This is a genomic window from Rhizobium sp. PEPV16 (assembly GCF_008919455.1).
GTDB lineage: Bacteria > Pseudomonadota > Alphaproteobacteria > Rhizobiales > Rhizobiaceae > Rhizobium > Rhizobium leguminosarum_Q.
In genome coordinates this window covers 1-13305 of sequence record NZ_VSZV01000209.1, presented here as the reverse complement: position 1 = coordinate 13305, position 13305 = coordinate 1, and the positions used below count along the sequence as shown (strand labels likewise).

The window sequence follows — 13305 nt, the reverse complement described above, 5'->3', positions numbered from 1 at the left end:
CTGGCGCGCCACCTTCGGCGTCGTCACCGTCATCGGTATCGTCACGATTCTTGGCCTGATCGCCATCCTGCCCAGGGACAAGCAGCAAGAAAACGGCAGCATCCTGCGCGAGATCGCAGCACTCAGGAATGGCCGCCTGTGGTTGGCGCTCTCCACCACCGTCTTCTTCGCCGCCTCGATGTTCGCCCTCTTCACCTATATCGCGCCGCTGCTGCGCGACGTCACCGGCGTGTCGCCGGAAGGCGTCACCTGGACGCTGTTCCTGATCGGCCTCGGGCTGACCATCGGCAACCTCGTCGGCGGCAAGCTTGCCGACTGGCGGCTCGGCGCAACGCTTGCTGGCGTCTTCGCCGCGATCGCCATTACTTCGATCGCCTTCAGCTATACGAGCCGCTTCTTCATTCCGGCTGAAATCACCCTCTTCCTTTGGGCAATGGCAAGCTTTGCCGCCGTGCCGGCGCTTCAGGTCGGCGTCGTCGGCTTCGGCAAGGACGCACCAAACCTGGTCTCGACGATCAACATTGGCGCCTTCAACACCGGCAATGCGCTCGGCGCCTGGGTGGGCGGCTTGGTCATCGACGCTGGCTTCGATCTCACCCGCGTTCCGCTCGCCGCGGCCTTGATGGCCCTGATCGGCCTCGGCGCGACGGCGCTCACCTATCTCTCCGCCAGGGGCCGGGCCGCCCTCGCCCCTGCCGAGTGATCCTCCCGCAAAGAAAGGACCGTCATGGCCAAGCTTTTCGAATCCACCAAAGTCGGCGATATTTCAGTCAAGAACCGCATCGTCATGGCGCCGCTCACCCGCAACCGCTCGCCGGGCGCAATCCCCAACGACCTCAACGTCGAATACTACCGTCAGCGCGCTACCGCTGGCCTGATCATCACCGAAGCAACCGCGATCACCCACCAGGGCCAGGGTTATGCCAACGTGCCTGGTCTCTACAGCAAAGAGGCTCTCGACGGCTGGAAGCGCGTCACCGATGCCGTTCACGCAGCCGGCGGCAAAATCGTCGTCCAGATGTGGCATGTTGGCCGTATCTCGCACACGACGCTGCAGCCGAACGACGGCAAGCCGGTTTCATCGACCAACCGCATCGCCAAGGCCAAGACCTATCTGGTCAATGCCGATGGCACCGGCAGCTTTGCCGACACCTCCGAGCCGCGCGCGCTCGAAACCGCAGAAATCCCCGGCATCATCGAGGATTATCGCAAGGCTGCCCGTGCGGCGATCGACGCCGGCTTCGACGGTGTCGAGATCCACGGTGCCAACGGCTACCTGCTCGACCAGTTCATCCGCGACGGTATCAACGACCGCACCGACCAATATGGCGGCTCGATCGAAAACCGCACCCGTCTGACCTTCGAAGTCGTCGATGCCGTGGTCAAGGAAATCGGCGCCGGCCGCACCGCAATCCGCATCTCGCCGGTGACGCCGTCCGGCGAAAGCTACGATTCCAATCCTCAGGCGACCTTCACCCATGTCGTCGAAGGACTGGCCAAATACGACCTCGCCTATATCCATGTCATCGAAGGCCAGACCGGCGGCGACCGCGAATACAAGCAGGGCGACAACCCCTCCTTCGATTACAAGGCGCTGTGCCAGACTTATGAAAAGGCCGGCGGCAAGGCCGACTGGATGGTCAACAACGGCTACGATCGCGATCTGGCGATCGACGCCGTCGCAAGCGGCCGCGCCGATCTCGTCGCCTTCGGCAAGCCCTTCATCGCCAATCCCGATCTCGTCGAGCGCCTGGAACACAACCTGCCACTCAACACGCCCGACCAGTCGACCTTCTATGGCGGCACCGGCAAAGGCTATATCGACTATCCCATTCTCGAAAAGGTCGCCTGACCTTTCACACGCGAACGCGAATCCCGCCGAAAGGCGGGATTTCCATCTTCGGCGTGTTTTTGTAGGGTGCCGCCATGTTTGCTCCCTACCTTGATCGCTGGTCGCTGATATCAGACGGCGAGCCCATCATCACTCATTCGAGCCGCCTGCTGCCTGTCCTCTGGCGGGACAAACCCGCCATGCTGAAAGTGGCGACCGATATCGACGAGCGATACGGCGCGCTTCTGATGCAGTGGTGGGACGGTGACGGCGCAGCCTATGTCTATGCCCATGAAGGCGATGCCGTGCTGCTCGAAAGGGCGACGGGAAAACGCTCGCTGCTTGCCATGGCGATGAACGGCGAAGACGATGAGGCAAGCCGCATCCTCTGCGGGACGGCGGCGCGGCTGCATGCGCCGCGCGAAAAACCGCTTCCCGATCCCATCCCCCTTACCCGCTGGTTCCGCGATCTGGAGCCGGCAGCAGGCAAGCATGGCGGCACGCTTGCCGATTGCTCGGCGATCGCCAACGTCCTCCTTGCCGATCAGCGTGATGTGACCATCCTCCACGGCGACATCCACCACGACAATATCCTCGATTTCGAGGCGCGCGGCTGGCTGGCGATCGATCCGAAGCGGCTCCATGGTGAGCGCGGCTTCGATTTCGCCAATATCTTCGCCAACGAAGAACTGCCTGTCATCACCAATCCCGCCCGTTTCCGCCGCCAGCTCACCATCGTCTCAGCGGAGGCGAAGCTGGAGCCGAAGCGGCTGCTGCAATGGATCGCCGCCTATTCCGGTCTTTCCGCCGCCTGGTTCCTCAGTGATCCGAATATTCAGCAGGCAGAAACGGCCCTGACGGTCGCCCGGATCGCGCTGGCCGAACTCGAGAGCTAACCCGCGTTCTGCGACGGGTGCCCCATAAAGGCGGCCGCCGTGTCACGATGCGGTTCGGGCAGGCAGCCGAGCGCCACGAGCGAAGCCCTGACCGCCTCGTCGATCGGTGTCTGCGGTTCCCTGCCGAGCTCAGCCGTAAGCCTGGTGTTCCGCATCCGCACCGGCACCTTCCAGAGATAGCGCATCTCCTTGATCTCCCGCATCACAGGAATAAAGGGCGCCGCCAGCGGCACGATCCACCAGGGAAAGCCACCGATCTTCGCCTTGCCGCCAGCGACGCGCTTGATCGCTTCGGCCATCTGCATACCGTCCGCATCCCAGAAGCCCTCCATGTGATAGACGGCGAAGGCCGGCAACCGATCGGCCCGCTCGATGAGCCGGGTGATGGTTTCCGCCATGTCTGGCAGGTAGGCCCATTGATGACCGATGCCGCGCCGACCCGGGTTCCTGATCGTGCCGACCGGCTTGCCTGGGGTCACGAGACCGGACGAAAACCAGCTATTGGCCGTCGTGCCTGGGCCGAAGAAATCCCCCGCCCTGACAATGATGACGCCGGCGCCGGACTGCGACGCCGCCTTCAGCCGCTTCTCCATTTCTACCCGGATCGCCCCCTTCTTCGTCACCGGATTCTGCGGGCTTTCTTCCGTCGGCGCCGGCAGGGCGTCGGGACCGAAATTATAGACGTTGCCCGGCAGCACGATGCGCACGTCGACGGCGCGAGCAGCGGCGATGGTATTGTCGAGCATCGGCAGCACCAGCGTTTCCCAGTCGCGGTAGCCAGGCGGATTGACGGCATGGACAATCAGGCCGACGCCTTCGGCCGCCCTCAGGACGTCACCGGCATTCATCGCATCGCCCTGCACCCATTCGAAAGCCGGCTCGCTCTTCGACGCCTTTGTGGCGTCGCGGTTCAGCGCCCGGATGCGCCAGCCGCGCGCCAGCAGCTTGCGGGCAACCGCGCTGCCGATACCGCCGGTCGCGCCGAGAACGAGGGCCGTCGTCTTCATTTCGCTGCTCATGGCAATCATCTCCTTCGATCGGATGAGAGGATCATGCCACCAGAATGATATAAACGAAATTGACGAAAAAAATGCATCTGATATACAAAAATATATGAGCGTGGAACCGAGCTGGGATTTCTACCGCAGTTTTCTGACCGTGCTTCAGCAGGGGTCGCTTTCGGCGGCCGCCCGCGAACTGGGGCTAACGCAGCCGACCATAGGCCGCCATGTCGACGCACTGGAACTGGCGATCGGCGCCGAACTCTTCACCCGCTCACCGAACGGCCTGCTGCCGACCGACGCCGCACTGGCGCTGAAGCCCTATGCCGAAACGCTGGCTGCAACCACCGCCGCCCTTTTGCGCACCGCATCCGGCCAGCGCGAGCGCGTGGCGGGAACGGTCAGGGTCAGCGCCAGCGAGGTCATCGCCGTCGAAGTGCTGCCCGGGATTCTAGGACCGCTGCAGGAGACCTATCCCGAACTGCAGATCGAACTCTCGGCATCCGATATGATCGAGGATCTGGTGAACCGCGAAGCCGATATTGCCGTGCGCATGGCCGAGCCGCAGCAAGCCGCACTCGTCGTGCGCCGCATCGGCGATATCCCCCTCGGCTTTCATGCCCATCGCCGCTATCTCGAACGACACGGCATGCCCCAAATCCTGGCTGACCTTACAAACCACCGGCTCATCGGCTTCGACCGGCAGACGGCCTATGTCCGCATGGCGATGAAACGCTATGCGGTGCCCGGCATCATTTTCTCCTACAGGACCGACAGCAATCTTGCCCAGCTTTCGGCAATCCGCGCCGGCGTCGGCATCGGTCTCTGCCAGATCGGACTTGCCCGGGAAAACCCTGACCTTGTCCACGTCCTTCCCGATGCCTTCGCCATACCGCTTGGCACGTGGGTGGCGATGCATGAGAGCCTGAAGACTTCGCCGCGCTGCCGCGCCACTTTCGACGCACTGGTCAAGGGCCTGCAGGAGTATCACCGATATTCGACCAGTGCGTGACCGCGAAAATCGGAATCGATTTTCGGAAAGAATCATGCGCAATTTTCAGAATAATGGAGCGTCCTAGCGCATTCTGTCGGACGCGCGCCACTCCAGGCGAGATGCATATGACAACGAACAATCCGGTTGAACTCGTGCCCTGCGATCCGCAATGGCCGCAAGCCTTCCAGCGGATCCGCGGCAGGCTGCTGGCCTTGCTGCCGCAGGCGCTCTCCATCGATCACATCGGCAGCACGTCCATACCGGGCATGACAGCCAAGCCGCTTATCGATATCGACATCGTTCTTCCCGGCCTCGGGCATATCGAGGGCGCCACACGTGTGCTCCTGGCAGAAGGCTACGAGCCGCGCGGCAACCGCTATGACGACGATGTCTGGGCTTTTCTATCGAAAGGTTCGGTGCCGGCAGAACGGGTCTACCTTTGCCCGGCAGGTAACGGCACGCATCGAAACAGGCTGGCTTTCCGGGATTATCTCATCGCGCATCCGCAAGCATCGGCCGATTATGCCGCGCTCAAACGCAGGCTGGCTGCCGAATACAGGATGGACGGAGACCGCTATACTGCGCATAAGCGCGAATTCGTCGATGCGATCGTCGCGCGGGCATTGGCGGGAGATGGTTAGCTGCCGATGCCTCGCGAGGCCTCGGCCGTGCGATCCTTCCACTGGCCGTCCACCACCTCGGTTTCCGGCCGGTCGCCGCCTTCGGCATACTCCTCATGCCACTTGCCGTTCTCGTCCTGCCAACTGATCTCGGCGGAATCGCCGCCGACCTGCTGTTCGGCCGCGACGATGCGCGCAGCTTCGAGCGCCTCGGCATGGGTCGGGAATGCCTCTGAATAGACACCTCCCAGCCTGTAGGCCCAGCCGCCGTCATGCGGCACGACTTCGTAGACCACCTTGATCATGCATCCGTCTCCTCATCTTCTTGTTGCGCATTCGCACGCTTCCGGAAAAGATCCGGATCATCGCGGCCGCTTGACGAGAATTCGAGGACGCCGCGATCTGCTTTCCGGCCCCGATGACGTTCAGTATTCCATTAAACGCCGAAGACTGCAAATGGCACTCGACCGGGGCTTTCTTGATATGCGAAATCAGTGGCTTAGATAGAACGCATGAATCGGGACAGGAGCTGAGGCTTGGGGATCGCGTCACGCTTTAAAGAGGAAAAGTTTCTGGTCGCCGCACTTGTCGTTGCAGCGATCGCCTATTTCTTGGAACACGCCGTGATCGAGATGGGGCGCGGCGTCGCACTGATTGCCGCCGCTGGCCTGGTCGGCACCATCGTACTCGTCTCAATCCGCGTCGCCCATCATGCCGAGCTGCTCGCCGTCAAGGTCGGCGATCCCTATGGCACGATGATCCTGACGCTCTCGGCCGTCGCCGTCGAAGTCATCATCCTCGCCATCATGATGGGCAGCGAGAGTTCGCCGACGCTGGTGCGCGACACGATCTACTCGGCCCTGATGCTCGATATCAACGGCATTCTCGGCCTGGCCGCACTGCTCGGCGGCCTCAAGCACGGCGAACAGCCCTACAACGACAATTCCGGCAAGACCTACGGCGTGATGATCCTCACCGCCATGGGCATTTCGATGATCGTGCCGGAATTCGTGCCCAGCGACAAATGGCACTATTATTCCGCCTTCACCATCGTCGCGATGATCGCGCTCTACGGCCTCTTCCTGCGCATGCAGGTTGGCCAGCACAGCTATTTCTTCAGCTACAGCTATCCGCGCTCCGAACGGAAGAAGGAAAGTCCGCACGCGCATGGCCACGACGAGTCGGCCGCGGTCTCGATCGCCACCATTCTCGTCGGCGTCGTCATCATCGGCCTGCTTGCGGAGTTCATGGGGGCCTTCATGACGGAAGGCCTGCGCGACAGCGGCGCGCCGATCGCCGTGACCGCCGTCGTCGTCGCAGCGATTTCGGCCGCCCCCGAAATCCTGACCGCATTGAGGGCGGCACTCAGGAACCGCATGCAGGCGACGGTCAACATCGCCATGGGCGCCTCGCTGTCGACGGTCATCCTGACCGTGCCCGTCATGGAGGCGATCGCGCTCTATACCGGCCAGCCCTTCATCATGGCGATGACCCCGGTACAGACGGTGATGGTGGCGATCACGCTGATTGCCGCGGCGATCAACCTCAACGACGGCGAGACCAACGCCATCGAGGGCATGACGCATTTCATCCTCTTCGCCACCTTCGTCATGCTGACGGCGCTGGGGCTTTGAAGGCTTCGTCTTCCCGACGGGGGAACGGATAGCAGTGATCCGCACGCGTAACGTCAACTCACAGAGCGGCCTGACAGCCCACCTTTTCAGGAGAGCTTTCGACAGTCATTCCTTCGACTTTTCGAGGAAACGCTGCTTGCGGGTTTTCGGCTTGAAGCGCCGGAAGAAACCCTCGATGGCGCGGATGGATTTGGTGACGGACATGAGCCTGTCGATCTGGCTATTTGCGTTGTGGAGCCGTTCCGACAGGACTTCGGCCGCCGTCATCGCGATCTCGATCGGCGGCACCTGTGGAAACCGTCTGGCAATTGCCGCATAGGGGCTGGCATCCACACCGCCCATCATTGAGATCGTTCCCATCCGTGCAAAGAGACGCAGGAAGATCTGCTCAAACGTCCAGTCGTGCACGTCGAAGACCTTCCACTTCTCGCTCCTCTTCGCCGAAAAACCGGCAAGCAGGACCTTGCCCGGCAGTTGCAGTTCGGCGAGCCACAGCGCCACCGCAAAACCACTCGTCGCGATCTTGCCCACCGGATAGAGGTCGACGAGCATTTTCGTCAGATCAAGGTGACGGGTTTCAGCGCCTTCGAAGCGGCCCTCCTCGCTGAAGTTTTCCTCCGGAGAGACTCGAATGTTGACGACGCCCAAAAAATCGTCGCCGGCAAAGAAGCGCAGGACACCCGCCGCCTCGCGCCGGTGGACGATATTGGCGCCCATCACGCCGCTGCGGGCAAACAGCACCGCATGGCCGGCGAAGGGTTCGTCGAGCACCTTGTAGACATTGTTGAAAAAGACGTAGAGCGCCGTCTCAGGCAATTCGCTTCGCAGCCGTTTGAAGTCGACGGCTTCGCTGTTTGCCACCAGCACGATATGGGAATAGCGCGACAGCAGCGCCTTCCACGCCTCCGGCGTCAGAAAATTGAAGCCGCTATCCGGGGCGGCCATGGTCTGCGTGTCGCTGGGGATTGCTTCCATATCGGCTCACATGCACTTTCCAAGGACGATGCGCTTTGCCGTCCCACTAGCTGTTGCTGAAATAAGCGCGTGTCCGCGCCAGTCGCGCCAGCCCGCCGATCCGCTTTCCCAAATGCGAAAGGAACCCCGCGATCCGGCCCGTCATCGACGGCTGCCTGCAGAAGGAAGCCCATGGCGTATTGGCGAGATCCTCGGCATAACGCTTGGCCATCCGGCGATGCACCCACGGCACAGTCGCCTGCCACGGTTTTTTCCGGCCGGTGAAATGGATGATCGCCGGCCGGCCGACGAAAGGCAGGAGGCCGGTCTGCGTGTTCCAGCGCGGATCGAGCACCAGCCAGTCGCCATCGAAAGTGACGTTCAGCGCATCCTGGTCGTTATTCTCGAAAAGATGCGACCGCTCCTCGAAGATCTCCCGTGTCCTGGCAAAAAGCCCCCTCGACCGACAGGCCGACCAGTCGAACAGCAGCACGCCGGCATTGAAATAGCGGCCGCCCTCGCGCATGCCGATCTTCCGCTGCCGTGCGCCGGCCTTCTCGGGAAAGGCCATGACATAATCGTCTATGGCGGCAAGCGCCTTGCCCTGCAAATCCATGGCGAAGAGGTCGTCGACCGGCGCAACCGCAAGCACATCGGCATCGAGATAGAGCAGCCGCTCGACATGATCGGGAATGTGCAGATCCATGTAGAGCCGCGCGAGCGTCGCGCCCGACCAGCGGCCCCGCGCCTGCAGCGCCGTATCCGGCGTATTGTAGGGCAGCACCTTGATTGCCATGCCGTGCAGCCGCGCGAAATTTCCGACCTCGGCGATCTCGTTCGGCTTGAGGTCGATGCCGAGAAGCAGGAACTCCACAGCGGAACTTGAGAGATTGCGCTTGACGGAAAGCAGGGTGCAGCAGGCGGCCGGCAGCATGTTGACATCCGAACAGACGATCACGGCACTCTGCTGCAAAATCCCGGCCTCCCGAAGCGGCGACTTAAACTGATGCCGGATATCTAGTTGGTTTGATGCCAACCCGCAACCGCAGATCACCCGCCGAACCATCGCTCTGCGTCACGTTTTGAATCGGAATTCAACGACTTGCGAGACAAAGTGGATTTGGATGTGCAGCATGTTGAATCGGAATGTTAGAGCCGCAACGCCAATGGATGATCGACGAGCAGCCGGTCGACTGTTGCAAACTGCAGTCCCTCGACCTTGCACTGAGCGAGCAGCAAGCGATCGAAGGGATCGCGCGTTTCCGGCTCGGGGTCGGCGGCGGTGATGACGTGCGCGATATCGATGGGCAGGATCGTCAGCCCGGTGCCCTGCAGGTAGGCTGGAATAACGTCCAGGGTTAGTCCCGGCTGCAACTTGCCAAGTCGTGTCTTGATCGCGATTTCCCAAAGGCTCGCGACGCTGACGAAACCTTCGGTCGCAGCGTTCAAAAGCACACGTTGGACATCAGGAAAACGGTCCGTCAGCTTTCGTTGGACGATTGCGATGATCATATGCGTGTCGAGTAGCACACGCATGATCACGGCAGCGGCTTGAGAAGGAAATCTTCCGGCAAAGGATCGTCGAAGTCGTCGGCGATATACATCTCCGTCCGCGTGATACCCTTGGAACGAAGATAGGCTTCGCCGGCCTCCAGGTTCAAACCGCCGCGTTTTTGATGCGGCACGAGATCGAACACCGGCCGGCCGTTGCGTGTCACGACAATGGTCTCACCTTCCTCGACCTCGCGGGCAAGTTCGGTCAGGCGGTTCTTCGCATCACGGATCGAAACGGTCTTCATGAGGGTAAATGTAGCTACATGCAGCTACATCGTCAACGTCGCCGCAAACAAAAAGGCCCGCCGTCGCCAGCAGGCCTTCGATTTGTGTTTTTGAGAACCGCTTACTTGCAGGCGCCGCAGAAGCGCTGGATGCGGCGGCAAGCTTCCTCGAGCAGCTCTTCCGAAGTCGCGTAGGAGATGCGGAAGTTCGGGCCGAGGCCGAAGGCCGAACCGTGAACGACGGCAACGCCTTCCGTTTCCAGAAGCTCGGAAACGAAATCCTCGTCCGTCTCGATCACCTTGCCCGACGGAGCCGTCTTGCCGATCAGGCCGGCGCAGGACGGATAGACATAGAAGGCGCCTTCCGGAACCGGGCAGACAATGCCCTTGGCCTGGTTCAGCATCGAAACGACGAGATCGCGACGACCTTCGAAGATCTTCTTGTTCGCAGGGATGAAGTCCTGCGTGCCGTTCAGCGCTTCGACAGCCGCCCACTGGGCGATCGACGTCGCACCCGAGGTCTGCTGACCCTGGATCATGTCCATGGCCTTGATGAGCTGGATCGGACCGGCTGCATAGCCGATACGCCAGCCGGTCATCGCATAGGCCTTGGAGACGCCGTTCATCGTCAGCGTTCGGTCGTAGAGCTTCGGCTCGACTTCCACAGGCGTGACGAACTTGAAGTCGCCATAGGTCAGGTGCTCGTACATGTCGTCGGTCAGCACCCAGACCTGCGGATGCTTCATCAGCACATCCGTCAGCGCCTTCAGCTCGTCCTGCGTATAGGCCGCCCCCGTCGGGTTGGACGGCGAATTGAAGATGAACCACTTGGTCTTCGGCGTGATCGCCTTTTCGAGATCGGCGGCCTGGAGCTTGAAGTTGTGCTCCTGGGTAGCAGAAACGAAAACCGGTGTGCCGCCGCACAGCGCCACCATCTCAGGATAGGAAACCCAATAAGGCGCCGGGATGACGACTTCGTCGCCGGGGTTCAGCGTCGCCATGAAGGCGTTGAAAAGGATCTGCTTGCCGCCGGTGCCGACGATCGTCTGCTCCCAGGAATAGTCGAGGCAGTTCTCGCGCTTGAACTTGGCGGCGATCGCCTTGCGCAATTCCGGGATACCGGAAACCGGCGTGTACTTCGTTTCGCCGCGGTTGATCGCGTCGATGGCGGCCGTCTTGATATTATCGGGCGTATCGAAATCCGGCTCACCCGCGCCGAGGCCGATGACGTCACGTCCTTTTGCTTTCAGCTCGCGCGCTTTCTGGGAGACGGCGATGGTGGCTGAAGGCTTCACACGGGAAAGAGCATCGGCAAGGAAAGCCATGATAACGGTCCTAATGGTTGAAACGGGCAGAAAGCCGGGACCGGAGTTCTGCGGTTAGCTCTATGTCCAATGTATGACGGCATTTCAAGCGCAAAGGCGTGATGGAGGCAATGATTCTTATTGATCGGTTCGCCGCGCCACCCGCCCGGCACGCCGCCCCCCTCGGAGAGGCTTGCGTCACGCGGTCGAAACGCCACGCGAAGATCTTGAATCAATCTCTGAAGTCATCCGGATTTATCCCCTGAAATCAGTGGCATCGTCGAATTCGGCCATTGCCACGAATAAGCCGCAACAAATGCCGCGCCACGCCGCAATTCGGTCGCGAGCGCGCCGAGATCGAAGCCGCATCATCCGGCATCCGAAATTGGTTATTGAGGGTATGCCAATGTTTCTGGAAGATGAGTTTACCATAGGGCGCATTCGTGCGCGCCGAATTTCCGTTTCAGTCCTTGTTGCCGTCACCGCCTTTGCCGCCTGCATCGCCGCGATCCTGGGGCTTGCCTCCGCCGCCCGCGCCGCAGAGACGCCGCAGGCATCCGCCCAGCTCGCAGCGCTTGTCCGGCCGAACGACGTCAATAGCGGCTCGCTGCTCTTTCCGTCGAAGGAGCCGGGCTTCTATGTCGAAGCGCCGCGGCTGAAAACCGACGTCGCCATCGATGTCTCCGGCCCGATCGCCAGGGTGAAGGTGACGCAGCGCTTCCAGAATCCGAGCCAGGGTTGGGTCGAAGGCACCTACGTCTTTCCGCTGCCGGACAATTCCGCCGTCGACGCGCTGAAAGTGCAGATCGGCGAACGCTTCATCGAAGGCCAGATCAAGCCGCGCCAGGAAGCCCGCGAGATCTACGAGCAGGCCAAGGCCGAGGGCAAGAAGACGGCGTTGCTCGAACAGCAGCGGCCGAACATCTTCACCAACCAGGTCGCCAATATCGGTCCCGGCGAAACCATCGTCGTCCAGATCGAATACCAGCAGACCATCCACCAGTCGGGCAGCGAGTTCTCGCTGCGCTTCCCGATGGTCGTGGCTCCGCGCTACAATCCGGCGCCGATCGTCCAGACTGTCGAGTTCAACAACGGCGCCGGTTTCGCCACGCCGCGCGACCCGGTGGAAAACCGCGACAAGACCGAAGCCCCCGTGCTCGATCCGCGTGAGAGCGCCAGGATCAATCCGGTTTCGCTGACCGTCGACCTCCGGGCCGGTTTCCCGCTCGGCGATGTCAAATCGTCCTTCCACGCGGTCGATATCAGCCAGGACGGCGACCAGGCGAGGACGATCAGCCTGAAGGCGGACACCGTTCCCGCCGATAAGGATTTCGAACTCACCTGGAAGGCCGCTCCCGGAAAGATGCCGAGTGCCGGCCTCTTCCGCGAAGTGATTGATGGTAAGACCTATCTGCTCGCCTTCGTCACCCCGCCCACGACTCCGGATACGGCAGCGCCGCTGGCAAAACGCGAGGTGGTCTTCGTCATCGACAATTCCGGCTCCATGTCCGGCCCGTCGATCGAGCAGGCGAGGCAGAGCCTGGCGCTTGCCATCTCCAAGCTGAACCCCGACGACCGCTTCAACGTCATCCGTTTCGACGATACGATGACTGACTATTTCAAGGGTCTCGTTGCTGCGACGCCTGACAATCGCGAAAAGGCGATCGCCTATGTCAGAGGCCTCACCGCTGACGGCGGCACGGAAATGCTGCCTGCCTTGCAGGCTGCGCTGCGCAACCAGGGACCGGTCGCAAGCGGCGCATTGCGCCAGGTCGTGTTCCTGACGGATGGCGCGATCGGCAACGAACGGCAGCTCTTCCAGGAAATCACCACAAACCGCGGCGATGCCCGTGTCTTCACCGTCGGCATCGGCTCGGCGCCGAACACCTATTTCATGACCAAGGCTGCCGAGATCGGCCGCGGCACCTTCACGGCGATCGGCTCGACCGACCAGGTGGCGAGCCGCATGGGCGAGCTTTTCGCCAAGCTGCAGAACCCAGCCATGACCGATATCACTGCCACCTTCGAAGGCATCGAGGCCGAGAATATCACGCCGAACCCGATGCCGGACCTCTACAGCGGCGAGCCCGTCGTGCTGACCGCGGAGCTGCCTGAGGAGAAGCCCGCCGGCAAGCTGCAGATCATCGGCAAGACAGGCGACCAGCCCTGGCGCGTCGAGATGAATATCGCCAATGCCGCCGACGGCAGCGGCATTTCCAAGCTCTGGGCGCGCCGCAAGATCGACGATTTCGAGGCCCGTGCCTATGAGCGCCAGGATCCGGCCGCGCTCGAC

At 61.6% G+C, this 13305-nt stretch carries 14 protein-coding genes; 7 read left to right on the top strand and 7 right to left on the bottom strand.

Going from position 1 to position 13305, the window contains the following annotated elements; genetic code table 11:
• From FY112_RS06250 to FY112_RS06240, 3 genes are all read left to right on the top strand, one after another.
• Nucleotides 1–703, top strand: a 703-nt coding sequence (locus tag FY112_RS06250) for an MFS transporter (protein ID WP_181018167.1), incomplete at its 5' end; no start/stop codon positions are given.
• A 24-nt stretch (nt 704–727) separates the two neighbouring features.
• Nucleotides 728–1852 carry an alkene reductase gene (locus FY112_RS06245; protein ID WP_151517983.1) on the top strand — a complete coding sequence of 375 codons (1125 nt, stop codon included), beginning with the start codon at nt 728–730 and terminating at the stop codon, nt 1850–1852.
• Between the two features lie 74 nt (nt 1853–1926).
• Complete coding sequence (locus FY112_RS06240) at nt 1927–2727, top strand: aminoglycoside phosphotransferase family protein (RefSeq protein WP_151517982.1); 801 nt, start codon at nt 1927–1929, stop codon at nt 2725–2727.
• Here the strand turns inward: FY112_RS06240 and FY112_RS06235 are convergent.
• Nucleotides 2724–3746: an NAD(P)H-binding protein gene (locus tag FY112_RS06235; protein WP_151517981.1), complete on the bottom strand. Its 1023-nt coding sequence runs from the start codon at nt 3744–3746 to the stop codon at nt 2724–2726. The two genes, FY112_RS06240 and FY112_RS06235, sit on opposite strands and share 4 nt — an antisense overlap.
• Nucleotides 3747–3840: 94 nt before the next feature.
• On the opposite strand from FY112_RS06235, the gene FY112_RS06230 reads away from it, so the two are divergent.
• Entirely contained in the window at nt 3841–4740 is a 900-nt protein-coding gene (locus FY112_RS06230; protein WP_151517980.1) for a LysR family transcriptional regulator, read from the top strand.
• Between the two features lie 107 nt (nt 4741–4847).
• Nucleotides 4848–5363, top strand: a complete 516-nt coding sequence (locus FY112_RS06225) for a GrpB family protein (RefSeq protein WP_151517979.1) — start codon at nt 4848–4850, stop codon at nt 5361–5363.
• On the opposite strand, the gene FY112_RS06220 is transcribed toward FY112_RS06225, so the two are convergent.
• Nucleotides 5360–5647, bottom strand: a complete 288-nt coding sequence (locus FY112_RS06220) for a DUF2188 domain-containing protein (RefSeq protein WP_077978879.1) — start codon at nt 5645–5647, stop codon at nt 5360–5362. The genes FY112_RS06225 and FY112_RS06220 overlap by 4 nt on opposite strands.
• 231 nt (nt 5648–5878) lie before the next feature.
• Between FY112_RS06220 and FY112_RS06215 the strand changes: the two genes are divergently transcribed.
• On the top strand, nt 5879–6976 hold the full coding sequence (locus FY112_RS06215; protein WP_151517978.1) for a calcium:proton antiporter: 1098 nt from the start codon (nt 5879–5881) through the stop codon (nt 6974–6976).
• 105 nt (nt 6977–7081) lie between these two features.
• Here the strand turns inward: FY112_RS06215 and FY112_RS06210 are convergent, their stop codons facing one another.
• From FY112_RS06210 to FY112_RS06190, 5 genes are all read right to left on the bottom strand, one after another.
• Nucleotides 7082–7951 carry a 3-deoxy-manno-octulosonate cytidylyltransferase gene (locus tag FY112_RS06210; RefSeq protein ID WP_151517977.1) on the bottom strand — a complete coding sequence of 290 codons (870 nt, stop codon included), beginning with the start codon at nt 7949–7951 and terminating at the stop codon, nt 7082–7084.
• A 46-nt stretch (nt 7952–7997) separates the two neighbouring features.
• A complete protein-coding gene (locus FY112_RS06205) occupies nt 7998–8903 on the bottom strand; it encodes a glycosyltransferase family 8 protein (protein WP_246700618.1) in 906 nt (301 codons plus the stop codon).
• A gap of 176 nt (nt 8904–9079) precedes the next feature.
• Nucleotides 9080–9466, bottom strand: a complete 387-nt coding sequence (locus tag FY112_RS06200; RefSeq protein ID WP_151517984.1) for a type II toxin-antitoxin system VapC family toxin — start codon at nt 9464–9466, stop codon at nt 9080–9082.
• A gap of 2 nt (nt 9467–9468) precedes the next feature.
• Nucleotides 9469–9729: a type II toxin-antitoxin system prevent-host-death family antitoxin gene (locus FY112_RS06195; protein ID WP_011652922.1), complete on the bottom strand. Its 261-nt coding sequence runs from the start codon at nt 9727–9729 to the stop codon at nt 9469–9471.
• 101 nt (nt 9730–9830) lie between these two features.
• Nucleotides 9831–11033, bottom strand: coding sequence for a pyridoxal phosphate-dependent aminotransferase (locus FY112_RS06190; RefSeq protein ID WP_151517976.1), 1203 nt, complete (start codon nt 11031–11033; stop codon nt 9831–9833).
• 385 nt (nt 11034–11418) lie between these two features.
• Here FY112_RS06190 and FY112_RS06185 point away from each other — a divergent pair.
• Nucleotides 11419–13305: marine proteobacterial sortase target protein (locus FY112_RS06185; protein WP_151517975.1), on the top strand; the 1887-nt coding region annotated here is incomplete at its 3' end.

What these genes read in the sequence shown, in the direction of transcription:
- FY112_RS06245 (WP_151517983.1), top strand. Translation starts at nt 728, where the DNA reads ATGGCCAAGCTTTTCGAATCCACCAAAGTCGGCGATATTTCAGTCAAG.
- FY112_RS06240 (WP_151517982.1), top strand. Translation starts at nt 1,927, where the DNA reads ATGTTTGCTCCCTACCTTGATCGCTGGTCGCTGATATCAGACGGCGAG.
- FY112_RS06235 (WP_151517981.1), bottom strand. Translation starts at nt 3,746, where the DNA reads ATGAGCAGCGAAATGAAGACGACGGCCCTCGTTCTCGGCGCGACCGGC.
- FY112_RS06230 (WP_151517980.1), top strand. Translation starts at nt 3,841, where the DNA reads ATGAGCGTGGAACCGAGCTGGGATTTCTACCGCAGTTTTCTGACCGTG.
- FY112_RS06225 (WP_151517979.1), top strand. Translation starts at nt 4,848, where the DNA reads ATGACAACGAACAATCCGGTTGAACTCGTGCCCTGCGATCCGCAATGG.
- FY112_RS06220 (WP_077978879.1), bottom strand. Translation starts at nt 5,647, where the DNA reads ATGATCAAGGTGGTCTACGAAGTCGTGCCGCATGACGGCGGCTGGGCC.
- FY112_RS06210 (WP_151517977.1), bottom strand. Translation starts at nt 7,951, where the DNA reads ATGGAAGCAATCCCCAGCGACACGCAGACCATGGCCGCCCCGGATAGC.
- FY112_RS06200 (WP_151517984.1), bottom strand. Translation starts at nt 9,466, where the DNA reads ATGCGTGTGCTACTCGACACGCATATGATCATCGCAATCGTCCAACGA.
- FY112_RS06195 (WP_011652922.1), bottom strand. Translation starts at nt 9,729, where the DNA reads ATGAAGACCGTTTCGATCCGTGATGCGAAGAACCGCCTGACCGAACTT.
- FY112_RS06190 (WP_151517976.1), bottom strand. Translation starts at nt 11,033, where the DNA reads ATGGCTTTCCTTGCCGATGCTCTTTCCCGTGTGAAGCCTTCAGCCACC.